Raw genomic sequence first — 19930 nt, 5'->3', positions numbered from 1 at the left:
CCGCTCACCCACGGAGCCGCACATGATCACCCGTCGCAGCCTCCTTGCCATCGCCGGCTGCCTGGCCTTGGCCAGCGACGCACCGCAGCCGAGACGTGCTGTGCTACCCACGCCATCCGGGGGCGACGACACCTCGGCGCTCAACACCGCACTCCGTGTCGGCGCAGGTGGTCTCATCCACGCCCCCAAGGGTGCCCGCTACCAGGTCAGTGCCCCGCTCGTGCTGCACAGCGGCACCACTCTCGTCATGTCCGACAGCACCGTCACCCTGGTGCCCGGCAGCGGCTGCAACCTGCTCACCAACATGGCAGTCGCGGGCGGCGGCCGGGACCGGGACATCCGAGTGACCGGCGGCACCTGGATTCGCGCCGACCCGGCCAGTGGCGTCGGCCCCGATCTGCACACGCTGCGGTTCCGGAGGCTCGACAACCTGGTCATCGAAGGGCTGGCGGTCACCACCTCCGGTGACAAGTACGCGATCTCCCTCGGTGACGTCACAGACGCCACCGTCACCAGGATCACCTTCGACGTACACTCCGACGGCGTGCACATCCAGGGGCCGGCCGCGCGGACCAGGATCACCACGCTGCGAGGGACCACCGGCGACGACACGGTCGCCATCACCCCCCGCGACTGGCAGTCGTACGACGACGTCTCGGGGCCGGTCGTCGACACCCACATAGAGGACATCGACGTGACCTCCGCCGCGGCGTTGGTCAAGGTTCTCGGCGGATCGCCAGAGACCGCCGCGTTGCGCACCACCGTCCGTGGTGTCGCCGGCCGCGCCCGCAACAACGTCGTCTGGATCGGCGACGACACGGCCGAGTGGCGCACCACGGGCGGCCAGATCGACGAAGTGACCGTGGAGCAGATCACCGCCGCCACGGTTCCCGGTCGGCATGTCATCTACGTCAACGGCTCGAACGTCGGCCGCGTCCAGGTTCGGGAGCTGACCTTCGCCGACCCGGAAGCGGACGGGGCGCTGCTGCGGGTCGCATCGCAGACCACCGCGACCGTCGCAGAGCTCGTCGTCGACGGCGTCGAGGTGGCGCAACTCGGCACCGGGCCGGTCGTCGGTATCGACCGCACCGCACGGGTGCAACGGCTGCGGGTGAACCGCCTGACGGTCACGGCGGCGGCCGCCGGCGCACCCGTTGTGCGGGTCGCCGGAACGGTTGACGACCTCGCCATGCGGAGGGTCACCGCCTCTGCTCCCGGCGACAGCTACCTCCTGGAGCTGCCGCCCTGGGCCGAGGATGCCGCCGTACGTCAGGCGAGTGTGTCGGAGACGGGCGTCGCCGGGCGCGGTGGCGGCCTCGTCGCCGCCACTTCGGCGAGCCACACCCTGCCGCAGCTGGCCCTGACCAACGTACGGACGACCGGGAAGGCCTGGCTCGCCAACCTGAACACCCACACCGACCTACGGTTGTCGGAGGTAACCATCGAAGACACCGCCGGCGGGGTGTTGAAGGTCCACAGTTCGGGCGCGGCAGTCGTCCGGGGCGACACGCTGCGGACCGCCCACGGCTCGCCAGGAGTGGCCGTCTCCCCGGGCGGTTCGGTGACCTCGTACGCACAGGATCTGGCCGTCGACGTCAGCCAGCTCGTACGCGCGGAGGGCAGCACCGCCACGAACACCAACGGTCGACTGTCGTGCGGCACAGGGCCGGTGGTGTGCTCCCGACTGACCTGGCAGAACATCGGGACCGGCGCCACCTACTGAGCAGGTGACGCCGGCCGCACCTCAGAGGGCCTTGCGGGACAACACCCGCTTGAGATCGGCGGGGGTGAGCGCACGGGCCACCAGCACCGCTCCGCCGAACATGGCACCGGCCAACACCGCCTCGACCGGCCAGGGCAGCCGGACCAGCCACAGCACGAGGATCGTGACCGCCCCGACGACGAAGACACTCGCCATCTCGCGCACCGGCAGCCGTGACGCCATCGCCCGAGCGGCGAGAAGGCAGGTGGCGACACCGATGATCAGTTCCGTCCCGGCGGCGACCGCTGCCGCACCCGTGGCTCCCCATCGGGCGCAAGCCCAGAACATGGCGGCGATGTTGATGACCGCCACCGACACGGTCAACACCGCGATCGGCCGTACGAGGCCCAGCGCGGAGCAGATCGTCGTGCCGACATAGCCCAGAGTGACGCCGATGAAGGCCACCGCCAGCAGGACCAGCGGCGCGACCGCCGGACCGAACTCGTCGCCGTACAGATAGGCGACGAGAGCGGGGGCGAGCGCGATCAGCATGACCGAGGTACCCACGCCGATCACGGCCCCGGTTCGGGTCGCCAAGCTGAAGATCAGCGTCCGGCGGTGCGGATCCATCGACATGCTGTTGGCGACGATGGGCAGCAGCGGAGCCACCAACATGGCTGGGCCGAGCTGGGCGACGTCCAGGAACTTGTACGCAGCCGAGTAGTAGCCGACCTCGGCGGCTCCCTGGAGGTGGAACAGGATCACCGACCCGAGGCGGTAGTAGGCCATGACGGCCAGCGCGCTGATCGCCAGCGGCCAACTCAGCGCGAAGATCCGGCCCGCTTCCGCCCACGAGGGCCGGCCGAGTGGTACGAGCCGCCGATTGATCGCCACGCCGACGCCGGTCTGCAACACGACGACGGCGACGAAGAACCAGGCGAGCAGAACGACGTCGCCGCCGGTACCCGCGATGACGACCACGGCGACCAGCCAGAGGACCCCCTGCACGAGCGCGAGGATGGCCGAGACCTCGGGCCGGAACCGTGCCATCGCCCCGGCCGTGAGGATGGACGCCGCGGACAGCGGCGTCGCGATGGCGACAACGCTGACGACCGCACTCGACCCGCCGAACAGCCCCTGTGCGGCGCAGATCAGCAGGGCCACCGTCGCGGCGAGCGCCACCGACGTGCGGATGACCAGACCGGTGCTCAGGATGCGGCCGGCCGATTCCTTCTCCCGGGCGATCCGGGAACTCACGGTGATCGTGGTGCCCATGTCGGCTACCTGTGCCGCCGCCGTGCCAAGGGTGAGCGCCAGGGCGAAGACCCCATACCCCTCGGGGTTGAGGTAGCGCGCCAGCACGGAGGTGGTCGCCATGCCCACCACCATGCCCAGCAGCCGGAGGCCGAGGGAGATCGCCGTGGCCGTGCTCAGGCCCCGCGCCGACCGGGTGCCGTCGGTCGGACCGCCCGGCTCGTCGATCGTCCCGGCGTCCGCCGGAAGGGTGCCGACTGCCGCAGCATCCCGGTCACCCGGCCCAGTTGTCGTTCTGTCGGTCGCGGTCACCGAAGACACTCCCCGAAAATTTGTTCGTACGCGTCCAACCAGGCTTCCCTGCCGTGCCGCTGCTCGACGTACGACAGGCCGCTCCCTCGCAGTTCCAGGAGCCCTGCCGCCCGGTCGGGAGTCAGCTCCGACGGGTCACCGATGACCAGCCCACCACAGCTGGGTACGAGTTCGGTGCCGGGGTCCCCGTCGAACGCCACGATGGGCAGGCCGGCGGCGGCGGCCTCCAGCACGCAGGTCGGCGTACCGTCGGTCTCCGCCCCGCAGTAGAGGTAGAGGTCGCTCGCCGCGAGGAGGTCCGGCACGTCGTCGCGGTGACCTGTGAAGTGCACGTCCGCGCTGCCCGCGCCGAGCCGCTTGAGCCGCTCGCGGTCCGGCCCTTCGCCCACGACGACCAGCGCGCTCCCGCTGGCCAGCGCCGCCGCGATCGCCCGGTCGTGGCGCTTGGCACCGTGCAGGCGCGAGGCGAGGATGGCGACCCGACGGTCCTGGAAGTGGCGTGGCAGCAGCCGCTCGCGCAGCGTCGCCCGCATCTCGGCCGACGGAGCCGCGAAGCGTTGGGTGTCGATCGAGTTCGGCACCACGACAAGCTTGTCCCGGCCGACCACCGGTTCGAGGTCGCGGGCTACGGCCGTACCGACGCAGACGACGCGGGAGACGTGCTCGGCGGCGCGCGCGTAGCCCGCGAGGAGCAGACGTCCGGCCGGCCCGCCCATCCAGCGCCCGTGCTCGGTCCAGACCACCGGCGCCCGACGGGACAGCGGCGCGGTCAGGGCGATCTGTTCCCGTTTGAACTGCAGATAGTAGATGGAGGCGTCGGCGACGACCTGCGTCCGGTGCCGTTCCAGGGGAACCCGCAGAATGCCCGCGGCCATCGTCTTGCGGGACCACTTCGGGCCGAGCCCGATCTCCCGCCGGACGAGGCCGCGCTCCTCCCACCCTGGGCACTGGCCGTACAGCACGACGTCGTGGCCGCGCTCACGCATACCGTGGCCGAGCGCAACGGTGTGCGCCTCGGCCCCGCCGGCGGTGTCGGAGACGGAGACCACCGTGACGGTCATCGTGGACAAGCTCGTCCTCTTCTCAACCGACACGGGTCCGGCCATCGGTCCGGCTCTCCTGAGCGACGTTGTATTCGTGGAGGTATCGGCCGGCGGCATCGGCCGTGTCGAGCGGCTGCGCCCCGGTGTCGTACGCGGCGACGATGGCGTCCCGAACGGCCTCGACGCTGGTGTCACGCGCGACGGCGGTGGCCAGCTCGCCCAGCCCGCCGCACGGCGCGACCGCGGTCGGCACACCCAACCGGGCTGCCACCGCGAGGACACCGGACTGGCTGGCGATCTGGTAGGGCGCGACGACGACGTCGGCGGCGGCGACCAGCGCGGTGAAATCTTCGACGTCCAGGTAGCGGTAGTCGGTCACCACCGCCGCTCCGGTCTGCGCGACCAGTGAGTCGACCTGTGTGCCCGGTCCCAGGTCCTCGCCGACCACCGCACCTCGCCAGCCGGGCAGGCCGGCCATCGCCTGGACGAACAGCTCAGGGTTCTTGTCGGAACGGACCTGACCAGGCAGCAGGGCGAGCCGCCCACCATCCGGGATGAGTTCAGCCCGCCAGGTACGGACCCGTTCCGGATCGGCGCGCGGCGTCCACTGCACCAGGGGAACCTGCGCGACGTTCGGCACCCCCCGGTCGAGCAGCAGCCGCCGATCGGCGTCGGAGTAGACGAGGACCCGATCAGAGCCCTCGGTCGCGCTGCGCAGAGCGCGTCCGCCCCCTGGCGCGTTCGACCGGACGAAGGTGTTGTGTGGGCTGGTGACGACGGTCGCGGCGCGACGCCGGGCCACCGACACCAACTCCGGGGTCAGCGCGAACATGCCCTGGATGTGGACGACGTCCTGCGGGTCGATCGCGCGGTGGAGGTGGGGCAGGGTCCGGACGACGTAACGCGCCGACGTCCGAGCCTGCCGGACCACCCGGCTGGAGGACGCGCGGTGCCAGCTGACGCACCGGCAGAGACGGACCGTGGCGGGAGCGGCGTCGCAGTCGTCGGCGGTGTGGACGACCACGTCCACACCGAGTGCGACCAGGCCGGCGGCCACCTCGACGGTGTGGTTGAAGACTCCACCCCGACCGCCGGACTCGATGAGATGGACCCGCCGGATCACCGGACCGCCTTTCGAGTGGCGAGGGCCGCGACGGCGTCAACGACTCCGGCGACCGTCTGGGACCAGCCGAGCGCCTCGCAGCGTTGCCATCCGGTGAGCTCCCGCGCGTGTCGCGTGGGCAGGTCGCGTACGGCGTCGACGACCGCCCTCGCGAAGGAATGCGGGTGGTCCGCCGACCAGTAGGCGTCGGCGTTTCGCAGCGCGTCGGGCAGGCCCTGGGCAGCGAACGGACTCATCACGACGGAACGCCCACGCGACATCGACTCGGTCAGTTTGAGTTGCGAACCACCGCCGGTGGTGGCGGGCGCGACAGTCACCGCGGAACCCGCGTACGCCTCCGCCACGTCGTCGAGGGTGCCGAGGACGGTGACCCCGGGGACGCCGGCGAACTCCGTGGCCAGTGCCTCACTGCGCCGGCCGGCGATCACCAGTCGGGTCTCGGGGGACTCGGCGTGCACGAGGGGCCAGACGTCCCGTACCAGCGCCCGCAGCGCCACCACGTTCGGCTCGTAGTCGTACGACGCCAGGGCGAGCACGTACCCGTCCGACGGTGACGGCTGGTAGGGCCAGATGTCGACGCCGTTGGGGGCGAGGATGACCTGCCGAGCCCACTTGCTCAGGACGTCCAGGTCCGGTTGTGCGAGCGCGACACAAACCTCCGCGTGGGCCGCGACCCGGGGTTCCCAGAAGCCGGCCTTGGTCGCCTCGGCGCGGCGGGCCATCCGTTGCCACCCCTGGGCCGAGGTCACCAGGGTCTGGAGACGGTGGCTCTCGATGTTGGCGAACTCGACGATCTGCGGCACCCGGCGGGACGCCGGGGGTGCCCACGCCGCCAGGTAGGAATGTGACCAGTACACCGCGTCGGGCCGAAAGTCAGCGCAGAGCGCGTCCAGGGATTCGGCGATGGGCACCATGTAGTGCCCACCCAGGTGGGGGCGACCGGAAGCTCGGGTGCGCACCGCCGATGGCGGTGACCAGGGCAGCGGACGGGTCTCGACGGGCGGATCCGCCTGCCGGTTGCCGTGGTCGGGGAACGTGACCAGCACCTCGACCTGCTTGCTCAGCGCCTCGGCGACCCGGGCGGTCCGTATCCGCCCTCCGTGTTGCGCCGGCCAGGGCGGCTCGACGCTGACGACAAGTACCCGGCTCATACCGGCACCACCTGATTCCCCCGTGTTCGACCGCGCAGCGGTCGGTGATCATTGCCCATCGCCCGCTAACGTTCGCTGGTCAGTTCGGCTTGCAGGAGCTCCCGCAGCACCGCGCCGCGGCCCTCCCAGCCATTCTCCGCAGCGCTCGTCATCCGATCGGTCACCACGTCGTCGGAGACCGGTTCGAGCAGCTCCACCACGCGCTGGGCGAAGTCGTCCCCGGTGGCCATCGTCACATGCGGATTGGTGCGCGCCAGCTCCGTCACCGACGGAAGCCCGGTGCTCACCACGGACAGACCCGAGGACAGGTACTCGAAACACTTCAGCGGGCTGACACCCCGGGTGTAGTCATTGATCGAGTACGGGATGAGCCCCACCGCGCAGGTACCCGCCACCTCGGCGAGCTGCGCGGGCGTGAGGACACCGAGATGCCGTGCCCCGAGTTCCTCAAGGCGCCGCAGTTCCGCGTCGAAGCTGCCGCCACCGGCTGCTAGTGGACCCGCCAGCAGCAGCTCGCCACGACCACGCACTGCGGTAGCGACCGCTTCGAGGATCGGCATGTCCAGCTTGTGGACGGTGAGGTTGCCGGAGAAGAGAACGGCGGGGCGACGCTCGGCCGCAGGGCGACTGGCCGCGGTGAAGACCGACACGTCCGCCACGTTCTGCAACAGCTCGACCCGGGGGAACCCGGCTGCGACGAGGTGCTCGTGCACCGCCTGACTGGTGGCGATGGCAACCGAGGTAGCCGACGACAGCGTCTTCTCGCCGCGGCCCACGGCGACACCGTCCACGCCCGGGAAGGTCGCCAGGAGATCCACGCAGTGGTAGATGACGACGTCCGCCGACGCTTCCAACCCGTACGTGACCGGGGTGAACGTCCACAGCACACGCGGGTGGGGGCTGCGGAGCCAAGCGCTGGTGGCGCGCCTGAGCAGCGCCCGGTTCAGCGGTAGCGTCGGAGCGCGATGCACCGGCAGCACGAGGGGCGACACGATCTGCGCGTTGACCGGGCGCGGCCGGTGGGCTGGTGTCTCCGTCTGCTCGCCGATGGCCCGCTTGACCCGGCTGGCCATCCGGACGACGTCGTCCCGGCGCAGCTTGGGCCGGCGCAGACCCAACGATTCGACGAATGTGATGTTCGCGCTCCTGGAGAGCTCCCGCGCCACGTAGTGCTGGTTGGTCGCGATCGGCGAATCCCACTCGGCCGTTCCCAACATCAGCACGTTCGGCAGAGAAACCTCGCCGAGTCGGGCCTGCTCCGGCACTGACGCCGTCACCATAAAATCATCTCCAGCTCGCAGCGCACTCAGACCCGGCGCAAGATTAAGGGAACCGGCAGGTGAAGCCAAGACCTGAGGTCTCCCTACCAGCGGGGCTGGCCGAGCGGCTATGCCTCGTCCGTCAACCAGGTGGCGATGTTCGCCTGGAAGGCCTGTGGCGTGAACCTTTGGGCGTTCGCGATCGGCCCGGACGGGGGCAGCAACGCCGCCTGACGAATCGGGTCCACGTACGCAGCCGGGTCGGTCTCGTTCAACAGGAACCCGGTCTGGCCGGTGACAACGGTCTCCAACAGCCCGCCGCGGGCCCAGCCCACCACCGGTGTGCCGCAGGCCTGCGCCTCCACCGGAATCATGCCGAAGTCCTCAAGCGCCGGGTAGAGCAGTGCCACGGCGCCCCAGTACAGCTCGCGGAGCCGCTCTGTCGTCGGCCGGAACTCGAACTCCACCGGCACGTCGGCTCGGGCGGCCAGCCGACGCAGATTCTCCTCTTCTGGGCCGCCGCCGGCGATCACCAGCGGCAGCCGGGCCGCGCCGGCAATCTCGATCATCAGGTCGAAGTTCTTGTACGGGATCCAGCGGCCGACGCCCAGCAGGTAGCGGCGCTCCTGGTTACGAACCTCCTGCGGAGCCGCGCCGAAGTACTCCACCTCCACCGGAGGGTTGATCACCCGTGCGTCGCGGCCCCAGAATCGGCGGATCCGTGCCTGGACCTCCATCGAGTTCGCCGCGTAGCTGTGGACGTGCCGGCTCAGCCGCTTGTCCCCGGCCTGCAGCACGGCGCGCATCGGTGCGAGCACAGCGTTCGCACCCCGCTGGTCCAGTTCGGGGCTCCAGACATAGCGGGCCGGCGAGTGCACGTAACTCAGGTGCCGGGTCTCGTCCGGGTCGCCGATCTTGACCGTGTGCGCGAAGGCGTGGCTCGACGAGATGACGAAATCGTACTTCTTTCGGGTCAGCGTCCGCCACGTCAACGGCATCAGCGGGAGCGCGAGCGCCTTGCTGCGCCGCAGCGGCGTCTTGGCCATCCAGGACTCATGGATCCCCTGGTCCACAGTGGCATCGTCGTCCTTCCACAGGACGAAGCGATCCGCGTGCGGCACCACGTCGGCCATGCTCAGGAAGACCTGCTCCGAGCCGCCGGTCGCACCGAACCACTCATGGATTAGAGCGACCGACCGGTCGGCCAGGGGCCGCAGACCCGCGTGGGGTGTGGACGAAGCGAGGCTCATTGACTTTTCCCCTTAGGCGACCGGGTCACCGGTCACACTCGCTGCAATAGAGATCCGGTCGAACCAGGGCGGCGACCCTGCGGGCGTGCTCAGAAGACTGTGACATCCCGGATGTAGCTGGCGAAGCGGCGCAGTAGGTACGCGCTCTCCACCGGCGAGGTCATCCGGATCACCACCTGCCGGTCGATCATGCCGGCCTCGCCGCTGCGGACGTAGGCGACCACGACCAGCCCGTGCCGCTTCGTGCCGTTGGCCTCGATGATCTGCTCGGCGTAGCTCGCGTGCTGGCCGCTGCGAACCCACTGCGCGCCCCATGCCTCCTCGACGGCGCGCATCGCGTTCTGCCACTGCTCGTTGCACGGCGCGGGGCAGCTTCGCACAATCAACTCGCCGCCGATCATCTGCTCGCCCGGGGCGGTGTTCCCGCAGTTGTACTTTATGAAGCCGACGGCGCGGGCCGCGAGAGCACACTTCCAGTCCATCGGAAGCTTGACCGGGAAGCCGACCCCGTCGAGGTCGGTCAGGGTCTGCACCTCATCCCGCTCGTTGTACTTCGGCCATTGGGTCGGCCATGCCCCCGGCTTCGGCGGCTCGATGCCGGGCGCCTGTGGCGGCGCGGTCGGCAGGGGCGGCGGCCCGAGGGAGCTGCCGGACGCAGTCACCGTGGGGGTGTCCTCGCCGCCCGAGCCCTTCCACAGCGCCACGCCGCCGGCACCGGCGAGGACCACCAGGACCAGCGCGGCGATGCCGATCCAGAGGCCGGTCCGCCGAGGCGGCCGCGCGGATGGGGCGATGCGGCGGACCGGTGGCGCGAACGCGTCGCCGCCCGGCCCGCTCGTCGGGATGGGGACCGCCGGTGGCGACGAGGTCACCGCGGCCGGAGAGGCGGGTACACCGGAGATGGGGTGTTGGGTGGCGGACACCAGTTGGCTCGGGATCGGAGCGGCCTGCATCGCCCACGGGGCCGGTGGCCCACCGGAGACGGGTTGCGGCGGGGCTGACACGGGAGGCGCGGACACCGAGGGGGGCGCGGACACCGACGGTGGGGCGGAGGTCGGTGGGACTGTCGTCGGGGCGGGGGTGTAGTCGACGCCGAGAGCCCGGAACAGCTTTTCCGCGCCGGGGCCGACCTCCGCCGAGTAGGCCACCCAGGGCGCGGCGGCCGAGAAGTCGGCGTACGTGTAGGGCGTCGGGTCGGCCGACTGGGCCAGCAGGTCGGCCGCTCCGGAGAACGCCTCTCGCCACCCGGCCGTGGCGGCCACGGCTGCGTCGAGCACCGCCACCGTGACGGATCTGCCCTGTTCGTCGATCCCGGCCCATGCCTTGCCCACCGGAGACCCGCCGAGCACATGGGTGAACCTGTAAGGGCCTTCCGGCTGCATGCACACTCCTCCGTTGAACCGCCGTGCGGATAGTACCGACCGTCGGCCAACTCAGCCTGCCCCGACCGACAGCCATTGGCGGGTGGGCGTCGGTTGCTCGTGAAAGTTTCTATGCATAGAGTCAGCCCATGAATGAAGGGACTGTCGTCGCACCCGTTGACCGGGTGATCGACCTGTTCCAAGGGGTTCGGCTCACCCCCACGCAGCGCCGGATCGCGCACTGCCTCGTGCAGCACGCGCCCACCGTGGCGTACCTGTCCGCCGCCGAGGTCGCCGAGCTGGCCGGCGTCAGCCAGCCGTCGGTCACCCGGTTCGCCGTCGCGCTCGGCCACGACGGCTACCCGGCGCTGCGCCGCCGACTGCGCGACCTCACCATCGCCACTTCAGACGGATCGGCGGACGCCGGCAACGAGCTGCAGCAGGCGGTACGCGCGGAGATGGGCAACCTGGACCGACTGGCCGGTCAGTTGGCCGACCGGGACCGGATCGCCGAGACCGGGCGGATGCTCGCGCAGAGCCGCCCGCTGCCGGTGCTCGGCCTGCGCGCCGCCGCGCCGCTGGCCGCGTACTTCGCCTACTTCGCGGCCAAGGTGCACCCGGACGTGCGGGTGCTCGACGACGGCGGCAGCCTGCTCACCGACCGCCTGGAGCAGGCGGCCGAGGCCGGGGCTTCCGCGCTGCTCGCCTTCGTGCTGCCCCGCTACCCCCGGGAGACCCTGGACGCGCTGGGCGACGCCCGCGCCGCCGGGCTGACCGTGGTGGCGATCACCGACTCACCGGTCAGCCCCGCCACCGAGCACGCCGACGTGGTGCTGCCCGCGGCGGTCGGCGCGCAGCTCGTCTTCGACCTGCACACCGCCCCGATGACCCTGGCCATGGTGCTGTTGCAGGCGATCTGCGACGCCGCGCCGGCCGACACCCAGCGCCGACTGGAGGCCTTCGAGGCCTCCGCGGCCCGCCGTCAGTTGTTCCGCGGATGACCGGAGGAGACCCGAGATGACCCAGCCAGTCCGTGCCGCACGGGGCAGCAAGCTCACCGCCCGTGGGTGGCAGCAGGAGGCCGCCCTGCGGATGTTGATGAACAACCTCGACCCCGAGGTGGCCGAACGCCCCGACGACCTGGTCGTCTACGGCGGCACCGGCAAGGCGGCCCGGGACTGGCCGTCGTACCACGCGTTGGTCCGCACCCTGACCGATCTGCGCGAGGACGAGACGATGCTGGTGCAGTCCGGCCGTCCGGTCGGCGTGCTCCGCACCCACGAGTGGGCGCCCCGGGTGCTGCTGGCCAACTCGAACCTGGTCGGCGACTGGGCGACCTGGCCGGAGTTTCGCCGCCTCGAACAGCTCGGGCTGACCATGTACGGGCAGATGACCGCCGGTTCGTGGATCTACATCGGCACCCAGGGCATCCTCCAGGGCACCTACGAGACGTTCGCGGCGGTGGCCGCCAAGAGGTTCGGCGGCGACCTCGCGGGCACGCTGACGCTGACCGCGGGCTGCGGTGGGATGGGCGGGGCGCAGCCGCTCGCGGTCACCATGAACGGTGGCGTCTGCCTGATCGTCGACGTTGACCGCACCCGGCTCGACCGTCGGGTGCACGACCGCTACCTGGACGAGGTCGCCGACTCGCTGGACGACGCGGTGCAACGGGTGCTCGCCGCGAAGCGGGACCGGCGCGCGCTCTCCGTCGGCGTGGTCGGCAACGCGGCGGTGGTCTTCCCCGAACTCCTGGTGCAGGGCGTGGAGATCGACATCGTGACCGACCAGACCAGCGCCCACGACCCGCTGTCGTACCTGCCGGTGGGTGTGGAGTTGGCCGACGCCCGGGAGTACGCGGCGGCGAAGCCGGCCGAGTTCACCGACCGGGCCCGGTCGTCGATGGCTCGGCACGTGGCCGCGATGGTCGGTTTCCTCGACGCCGGCGCCGAGGTGTTCGACTACGGCAACTCGATCCGCGGCGAGGCACAGCTCGCCGGCTACCAGCGCGCCTTCGACTTTCCGGGCTTCGTGCCCGCGTACATCCGGCCGTTGTTCTCCGAGGGCAAGGGCCCGTTCCGGTGGGCGGCGCTCTCCGGCGACCCCGCCGACATCGCGGCCACCGACCGGGCCATCCTGGAGCTGTTCCCGGAGAACGAGCCGCTGGCCCGCTGGATCCGGCTGGCCGGCGAACGGGTCGCCTTCCAGGGCCTGCCGGCCCGGATCTGCTGGCTCGGGTACGGCGAACGGGACCGGGCGGGCGTCCGCTTCAACGACATGGTCGCCTCCGGCGAACTCTCCGCCCCGGTCGTCATCGGTCGGGACCACCTCGATGCTGGCAGTGTGGCCAGCCCGTACCGGGAGACCGAGGCGATGGCCGACGGCTCCGACGCGATCGCCGACTGGCCGCTGCTCAATGCCCTGGTCAACACGGCCAGCGGCGCCTCCTGGGTGTCCATCCACCACGGTGGCGGGGTGGGCATCGGCCGGTCGATCCACGCCGGGCAGGTCTGCGTGGCCGACGGCACCGCCCTCGCCGGGCAGAAGATCGAGCGGGTGCTCACCAACGACCCGGCGATGGGCGTGATCCGGCACGTCGACGCCGGCTACGACATCGCCCGCGACGTCGCCGAGCGCACCGGAGTCCGTACCCCCATGACCGAGGGCACCGCATGAGCGACGACCTTTCTGCCCGGTTCCGGGCGCTGTGGGACGAGATCGCGCCGGTCGGGCGGGACGCCGTCAGCGGCGGCTACCTGCGGTACGCGTTGACCGAGCCGGACATCGAGCTGCGGGCCTGGTTCCGAGCGCAGGCCGAACGCCGGGGCCTGCCGGTGACCGAGGACGGCAACGGCAACCTGTTCGCCCACTGGGGTGACCCGGAGGCCTCCGACGCGGTGCTCACCGGCAGCCACTTCGACTCGGTGCCGCACGGCGGGGCGTACGACGGGCCGCTCGGCATCGTCAGCGCGTTCCTCGCCGTGGACGAGTTGCGCGCCGCTGGTGTCACTCCGACCCGGCCGCTGGTGCTGGCCGCGTTCGTCGAGGAGGAGGGTGCGCGTTTCGGCGTACCGTGTCTGGGGTCGCGGCTGCTCACCGGCGCTCTGCCGCCGGATCGCGCGGCCGGCCTTCGCGACGCGGCCGGGGTGAGCTTCGCCGAAGCGCTCGGCGACCGGCCGGCGGGTGCCCGACCGGAGCTGCTGGGCCGGATCGGCGCCTTCGTGGAGTTGCACGTCGAGCAGGGCCGCGCGCTCGTCGACACCGACGCGCCGGTCGCGGTGGCCAGCGCGATCTGGCCGCACGGCCGGTGGCGCTTCGACGTCGTCGGCGAGGGCAACCACGCGGGTACGACCCGGATGGCCGACCGGCGCGACCCGATGCTCACGTACGCGTTCACGGTGCTGGCGGCCAACAAGGAGGCCCGGCTGCGTGGCGCGCACGCCACGGTGGGCCGGGTCGCCGTCGAACCGAACGCCACCAACGCGATCCCGTCGAAGGTGACCGGCTGGCTGGACGCCCGGGCGGCCGACCCGCAGACGCTGACCGGTCTGGTCGACGCGGTCTGGGGCAAGGCCGCCGAGCGGGCCCGGCGCGACGGTACGGTGGTGACGGTCACCGAGGAGTCGGCGACGCCGCTTGTCGCCTTCGACGGCGGGCTGGCCGAACGGCTGGCCACGCTGCTGGACGCGCCGGTGCTGCCGACCGGTGCGGGGCACGACGCCGGGGTGCTCGCCGCGCACCTGCCCACCGCGATGCTGTTCGTGCGCAACCCGACCGGGGTGTCGCACTCTCCCGCCGAGGCGGCCACCGACGACGACTGCGCCGCCGGCGTGCGGGCGCTGGCCCGGGTCCTCGAGGAGCTGACATGCCGGTGACACCGACCCGTTGGCTCGCCGAGTACGCCTGGCTGCCCGAGCACGCCGAACCCACTCCCGACGTGCTGATCGAGGTCGAGGACGGCCGGATCGCGGCGCTCACGCCGCTGCTCGGGACCGGCGGCCCCTCGGCGGGGATCGAGGTGCTGCGGGACGCCACCCGGTTGCCCGGCCTCACCCTGCCCGGGCTGTCCAACGTGCACTCGCACGCCTTCCACCGGGCGCTGCGCGGGCGTACCCACGGTGGTCGGGGCGATTTCTGGACCTGGCGGGACCAGATGTACGCCGTCGCTGACCGGCTGGACCCGGACACCTACCTCGCCCTGGCCCGGGCGGTCTACGCCGAGATGGCGCTCGCCGGGATCACCTGCGTGGGCGAGTTCCACTACCTGCACCACCGGCCGGACGGCGGCGCCTACGCCGACCCGAACGCGATGGGCGCGGCGCTGGTTGAGGCTGCCGCGCACGCCGGTATCCGGCTCACCCTGCTGGACACCTGCTACCTGACCGCCACGGTGGATGGTCAGGCTCTCGCCGGGCCGCAGCGCCGCTTCGGCGACGGCGACGCGGCCCGCTGGGCCGAGCGGGCGACCGCGTTCCAGCCGACGGACTCGCACGCCCGGGTCGGCGCGGCCGTGCACTCGGTGCGGGCGGTCCCGGCCGACCAGCTCCGCACGGTCGCGGACTGGGCACGGGAGCGGCAGGCGCCACTGCACGTGCACCTCTCCGAGCAGCCCGCGGAGAACGACGAGTGCCGGGCCGTGCACGGGCGTACGCCCACCGCACTGCTCGCCGAGCACGGCGTGCTCGGGCCGGACACCACCGCCGTGCACGCCACCCACCCGACCAGCGGCGACCTGACACTGCTCGCGGACAGCCGGACCGGGGTCTGCCTCTGCCCGACCACCGAGCGGGACCTCGCCGACGGGATCGGCCCGGCCCGCCGAATGGCCGACATGGGGATCCGGTTGAGCCTGGGCAGCGACAGCCACGCCGTGATCGACCTGTTCGAGGAGGCCCGGGCGGTGGAGTTGGACGAGCGACTGCGTACCCGCCGCCGTGGCCACTTCGCGCCGGTCGATCTGCTGACGGCGGCCAGCGCCGCCGGGCACGCCGCGCTGGGCTGGGCCGACGCCGGGAGGATCGCCGTCGGCGCACGCGCCGACCTGGTGACGGTACGGCTGGACAGCGCCCGCCTCGCCGGCGTGCCGCCGGTGGGCGTGTTCTTCGCGGCCTCCACGGCCGATGTCCAGCAGGTCGTGGTGGATGGCCGGGTGGTGGTGGCCGAGGGCCGGCACCTGAGCGTGGACGTGCCGGCCGAGTTGTCGGCGGCCATCGAGGCGGTGACTCCCGCGTGAGCATGAGCAGCGTGCTGGTCGACAACATCGGGGAGCTGGTCACCAACGGCGCCGGCGAGGGCCCGCTGGGCATCCGCCGCGACGCCGCCGTGCTCATCGAGGAGGGCCGGGTGGCCTGGGTCGGGCCGTCCGCGCACGCGCCGGCCGCCGACCGGCGAGTCGACGCCGGTGGAGCAGCCGTGCTGCCCGGCTTCGTGGACAGCCATGCCCACCTGGTCTTCGCCGGGGACCGGGCCGCCGAGTTCGGCGCCCGGATGGCCGGTGAGCCCTACACCGGCGGCGGCATCCGGACCACGGTCGGCGCGACCCGGGCCGCCACCGACGACGAGCTGCGGGCCACCGTGCGCCGGCTGACCGGGGAGGCGCTGCGCCAGGGCACCACGACCATCGAGATCAAGAGTGGGTACGGGCTGACCGTCGCCGACGAGGCCCGCTCGCTGCGGATCGCCGCCGAGGCGAGCGGAGAGACCACCTTCCTCGGGGCGCACGTGGTGCCCGCCGAGTACGCCGACCGCCCCGACGACTACGTCGGACTGGTCTGTGGGCCGATGCTGGCCGCCGCCGCGCCGTACGCGAAGTGGGTCGACGTGTTCTGCGAGCGGGGTGCCTTCGACGTCGACCAGGCCCGGGCCATCCTGGCCTGCGGTCGGGCCGCGGGGCTGGGCGTGCGGATCCACGCCAACCAGCTCGGTCCCGGCCCGGGCGTTCAGCTCGGGGTGGAGCTGGGCGCGGCCAGCGTCGACCACTGCACCCACCTCAGTGACGCCGACGTGGCCGCGCTGGCCGGCACCGCGCACAGCGACGGGTCGGGGACCCGCACAGTGGCGACTCTGCTGCCCGGTGCCGAGTTCTCCACCCGGTCGCCGTACCCGGATGCCCGCCGGCTGCTCGACGCCGGTGTCACCGTGGCGTTGGCCACCGACTGCAACCCCGGCTCGTCGTACACCTCGTCGATGCCGTTCTGTGTGGCCCTCGCGGTCCGTGAGATGCGGATGACCCCGGCGGAGGCGGTCTGGGCCGCGACCGCCGGTGGCGCGCGGGCGCTGCGCCGCGACGACATCGGCGTCCTCACCCCCGGCGCCCGGGCCGACCTCGTCGTCCTGGACGCGCCGTCGTACCTGCACCTGGCCTACCGGCCCGGTGTCCCCTTGATCCGCCAGGTAATGCGCAACGGAGTGCCCCAATGACGACCGTGACCATCCAGCCCACCGGAATTTCCGCCGACGACGTGCTCGCGGTGGCCCGCGCCACCGCCACCGTCGTCCTCGACCCGGCCACCATCGAGGCGATGGCGACCAGCCGGGCCATCGTGGACGGCATCGAGTCGTCCGGCCGTCCCGTCTACGGGGTCTCCACGGGGTTCGGGGCGCTGGCCAACACGTTCATCGCCCCGGAACGGCGGGCCGAGCTGCAACACGCGCTGATCCGCTCACACGCGGCCGGGGTGGGCGCCCCGATGCCCCGCGAGGTGGTCCGGGCCATGATGCTGCTGCGGGTCCGGTCGCTGGCGCTGGGCCGCTCCGGGGTCCGCCCGCTGGTCGCCGAGGCCCTGGTCGACCTGCTCAACCACGACATCACCCCCTGGGTGCCGGAGCACGGCTCGCTGGGCGCGTCCGGTGACCTGGCGCCCCTGGCGCACTGCGCGCTGGTGCTGCTCGGCGAGGGCTGGGTCCTCGGCCCGGCCGGTGAGCGGCAGGACGCGGCCGACGCGCTGACCGCCGCCGGGCTCAAGCCGATCGAGCTGGCCGCCAAGGAGGGGCTGGCGCTGATCAACGGCACGGACGGCATGCTCGGCATGCTGCTCCTGGCCATCCACGACTCGGCGCACCTGTTCGCCATGGCCGACGTGACGGCCGCGTTGGCCATCGAGGCGATGCTCGGCTCGGAACGGCCCTTCCTGCCCGAGCTGCACGCGATCCGGCCGCACCCCGGTCAGGCGGCGTCGGCGGCGAACATCCACCGGCTGCTCCAGGACTCCCGTGTGATGGACTCGCACCGCGACGACCTGGCGCACGCCGTGCAGGACGCGTACTCGATGCGGTGTGCCCCGCAGGTGGCCGGTGCGGCCCGCGACACCCTGGACTTCGTCCGCACGGTCGCCGGCCGGGAGCTGGTGTCCGTGGTGGACAACCCGGTGGTGCTGCCGGACGGCCGGGTCGAATCGACGGGCAACTTCCACGGCGCACCGCTCGGCTTCGCCGCGGACTTCCTCGCCATCGCCGCCGCCGAGGTGGGCGCGATCGCCGAGCGGCGGGTGGACCGGCTGCTCGACGTCACCCGATCCCGCGAGCTGCCGGCGTTCCTGTCCCCCGACGCCGGGGTCAACTCCGGGCTGATGATCGCCCAGTACACGGCGGCCGGGATCGTCGCCGAGAACCGTCGGCTGGCCGCCCCGGCCTCGGTGGACTCGCTGCCCACCAGTGGCATGCAGGAGGACCACGTCTCGATGGGCTGGGCCGCGGCCAAGAAGCTACGCACGGTGCTGGACAACCTCACCAGCCTGCTCGCGGTCGAGTTGCTGGCCGGCGTACGCGGCCTGCAACTGCGCGCACCGCTGGAGCCGTCACCGGCCGGTCGGGCCGCCGTCGCCGCGCTGGGCGGGGCGGCCGGCGAACCCGGGCCGGACGTGTTCCTCGCCCCGGTGATGGAGGCAGCCCGTGCCGTCGTCGCCGGGCCGGAGCTGCGCGCCGCCATCGAACGGGAGGTCGGCCCGCTCGGCTGACCTCCCCCGGGTCGCTGTCGTCCGCCGCGGGTCAGGCGGCGGGCGGCAGCACCTCGCGCCCGTCAGGCGGCGGGCGGCAGGACCTCGCGCCCGTCAGGCGGCGGGCGGCAGGACCTCGCGCCCGTCAGGCGGCGGGCGGCAGGACCTTGGCGACCAGCTTCGCCAGCTCCCGCAGCGCCTTGCCGCGGTGGCTGATGGCGTCCTTCTCGGCCGGGGTCAACTCGGCGTTGGTCCGGTCCTGCCCGTCGCCGAGGAAGATCGGGTCGTAGCCGAACCCACCATCGCCGCGCGGAGCGCGCAGCACCCGACCGGACTGCCGGCCATCGACCAGGTGCTCCTTGCCGCCGGGCAGCACCAACGCCACAGTGCAGACGAACGAGGCGGCCCGCTGCTCGTCGGGCACGTCGGCGATCTGATCCAGCACCAGCTGAAGGTTGGCCTTATCGTCGCCGTGCCGGCCGGACCAGCGGGCGCTGAACACCCCCGGCATCCCGTTGAGCGCGTCCACCGCGATCCCCGAGTCGTCGGCGATGGTTGGCAGGCCGCTCTGGCGGCAGCCCTCCCGCGCCTTGATGAGTGCGTTCTCGCCGAAGGTCAGGCCGGTCTCCGGCAGCTCCGCGTACTGCTCGATGTCGTCCAGCCCGATCAGGGCGATCCGGTGCGCACCGAGCGCGCCGTCCAGGATCCGCTGAAGTTCCACCAGCTTCTTACGGTTACGGGTGGCGAGCAGGACCTTGTTCATGCTGAATCACCTTTGTTCGCGACTGCGGGGCTCGCAAGCTCACTCCTCGCGCTCACGCGAGAGCCTTCCGCTGGGCTTCGGCCAACTCGGCGCATCCGGCCACGGCCAGGTCCAGCAGGCTGTCGAGCTGGTCCCGGGCGAACACGCCCGCCTCGCCGGTGCCCTGCACCTCCACGAAGTCACCCGCACCGGTGCAGACCACGTTCATGTCCACCTCGGCGGCGACGTCCTCCTCGTAGCAGAGGTCCAGTCGCGCCTCACCGGCGATGATCCCCACGCTGACCGCGGCCACCGACCGGTGCATCACCTTGTCCGGCTTCCCGGCCAACGCCTTGCGGGCGGCGAGCCACCCCACCGCGTCGTGCAACGCGACGTACGCGCCGGTGATCGCGGCCGTCCGGGTGCCGCCGTCGGCCTGGAGCACGTCGCAGTCGAGCACGATCGAGTTCTCGCCGAGCGCCTTGAGGTCGATGCTGGCCCGCAGGCTACGGCCGATCAGCCGAGAGATCTCGTGGGTGCGGCCACCGACCCGACCCTTGACGCTCTCCCGGTCGGAGCGGGTGTTGGTGGCCCGGGGCAGCATCGCGTACTCGGCGGTCACCCAGCCGAGCCCGGAGCCCTTGCGCCAGCGGGGCACCCCCTCGGTGACGCTCGCCGTGCAGAGCACCCGGGTGCCGCCGAACTCGACGAGCACCGAGCCCTCCGGATGGGTGCTCCAGCCTCGGGTCAGGGTCACCGGTCGAAGTTGAGAGGGCCCTCGCCCGTCAGGTCGCGCCATCCC

At 72.0% G+C, this 19930-nt stretch carries 16 protein-coding genes; 7 read left to right on the top strand and 9 right to left on the bottom strand.

Annotated elements, in window-relative coordinates; genetic code table 11:
- The first annotated feature begins 22 nt into the window (after positions 1–22).
- On the top strand, positions 23–1723 hold the full coding sequence (locus JOD64_RS19955; RefSeq protein WP_204943603.1) for a hypothetical protein: 1701 nt from the start codon (positions 23–25) through the stop codon (positions 1721–1723).
- Positions 1724–1744: 21 nt separating this feature from the next.
- Here the strand turns inward: JOD64_RS19955 and JOD64_RS19950 are convergent, their stop codons facing one another.
- The 7 genes from JOD64_RS19950 to JOD64_RS19920 form a co-directional block, all read right to left on the bottom strand.
- Positions 1745–3268, bottom strand: coding sequence for a flippase (locus tag JOD64_RS19950; RefSeq protein WP_204943602.1), 1524 nt, complete (start codon positions 3266–3268; stop codon positions 1745–1747).
- A complete protein-coding gene (locus tag JOD64_RS19945; protein WP_204943601.1) occupies positions 3265–4329 on the bottom strand; it encodes a glycosyltransferase family 4 protein in 1065 nt (354 codons plus the stop codon). The genes JOD64_RS19950 and JOD64_RS19945 overlap by 4 nt, the downstream gene beginning before the upstream one ends.
- A gap of 22 nt (positions 4330–4351) precedes the next feature.
- Complete coding sequence (locus JOD64_RS19940) at positions 4352–5434, bottom strand: glycosyltransferase (protein ID WP_204943600.1); 1083 nt, start codon at positions 5432–5434, stop codon at positions 4352–4354.
- Complete coding sequence (locus JOD64_RS19935; RefSeq protein WP_204943599.1) at positions 5431–6585, bottom strand: glycosyltransferase; 1155 nt, start codon at positions 6583–6585, stop codon at positions 5431–5433. Before JOD64_RS19935 ends, JOD64_RS19940 begins: the two co-directional genes overlap by 4 nt.
- 65 nt (positions 6586–6650) lie before the next feature.
- The gene (locus JOD64_RS19930) at positions 6651–7865 is read right to left on the bottom strand and encodes a glycosyltransferase (protein ID WP_239559592.1); all 1215 of its coding nucleotides are present in this window, start codon (positions 7863–7865) and stop codon (positions 6651–6653) included.
- A gap of 107 nt (positions 7866–7972) precedes the next feature.
- On the bottom strand, positions 7973–9094 hold the full coding sequence (locus JOD64_RS19925) for a glycosyltransferase (protein WP_204943598.1): 1122 nt from the start codon (positions 9092–9094) through the stop codon (positions 7973–7975).
- A gap of 89 nt (positions 9095–9183) precedes the next feature.
- Positions 9184–10476, bottom strand: coding sequence for a hypothetical protein (locus JOD64_RS19920; RefSeq protein WP_204943597.1), 1293 nt, complete (start codon positions 10474–10476; stop codon positions 9184–9186).
- Positions 10477–10604: 128 nt separating this feature from the next.
- Between JOD64_RS19920 and JOD64_RS19915 the strand changes: the two genes are divergently transcribed.
- The 6 genes from JOD64_RS19915 to hutH are packed head-to-tail and all read left to right on the top strand — an operon-like array spanning position 10605 to position 18407.
- Positions 10605–11456: a MurR/RpiR family transcriptional regulator gene (locus tag JOD64_RS19915; RefSeq protein WP_204943596.1), complete on the top strand. Its 852-nt coding sequence runs from the start codon at positions 10605–10607 to the stop codon at positions 11454–11456.
- Between the two features lie 16 nt (positions 11457–11472).
- Positions 11473–13128 (top strand): urocanate hydratase, encoded by a 1656-nt coding sequence (gene hutU, locus JOD64_RS19910; protein WP_204943595.1) that lies wholly within the window; start codon positions 11473–11475, stop codon positions 13126–13128.
- Complete coding sequence (locus tag JOD64_RS19905; RefSeq protein ID WP_204943594.1) at positions 13125–14327, top strand: allantoate amidohydrolase; 1203 nt, start codon at positions 13125–13127, stop codon at positions 14325–14327. The genes hutU and JOD64_RS19905 overlap by 4 nt, the downstream gene beginning before the upstream one ends.
- On the top strand, positions 14318–15685 hold the full coding sequence (locus JOD64_RS19900) for a formimidoylglutamate deiminase (RefSeq protein WP_204943593.1): 1368 nt from the start codon (positions 14318–14320) through the stop codon (positions 15683–15685). The genes JOD64_RS19905 and JOD64_RS19900 overlap by 10 nt, the downstream gene beginning before the upstream one ends.
- Before the next feature lie 2 nt (positions 15686–15687).
- A complete protein-coding gene (hutI, locus tag JOD64_RS19895; protein ID WP_204946156.1) occupies positions 15688–16872 on the top strand; it encodes an imidazolonepropionase in 1185 nt (394 codons plus the stop codon).
- Positions 16869–18407, top strand: a complete 1539-nt coding sequence (gene hutH / locus JOD64_RS19890) for a histidine ammonia-lyase (RefSeq protein WP_204943592.1) — start codon at positions 16869–16871, stop codon at positions 18405–18407. The genes hutI and hutH overlap by 4 nt, the downstream gene beginning before the upstream one ends.
- A 124-nt stretch (positions 18408–18531) precedes the next feature.
- Here the strand turns inward: hutH and rdgB are convergent, their stop codons facing one another.
- Entirely contained in the window at positions 18532–19149 is a 618-nt protein-coding gene (rdgB, locus tag JOD64_RS19885; RefSeq protein ID WP_204943591.1) for an RdgB/HAM1 family non-canonical purine NTP pyrophosphatase, read from the bottom strand.
- A 52-nt stretch (positions 19150–19201) separates the two neighbouring features.
- Positions 19202–19927: a ribonuclease PH gene (rph, locus tag JOD64_RS19880; protein WP_204943590.1), complete on the bottom strand. Its 726-nt coding sequence runs from the start codon at positions 19925–19927 to the stop codon at positions 19202–19204.
- Between the last annotated feature and the right edge of the window lie 3 nt (positions 19928–19930).

The sequence above is a fragment of the Micromonospora luteifusca genome (genome assembly GCF_016907275.1).
GTDB lineage: Bacteria > Actinomycetota > Actinomycetes > Mycobacteriales > Micromonosporaceae > Micromonospora > Micromonospora luteifusca.
The sequence above is the reverse complement of the archived record's forward strand: the minus strand, read 5'-3'. Positions and strand labels throughout refer to the sequence as shown.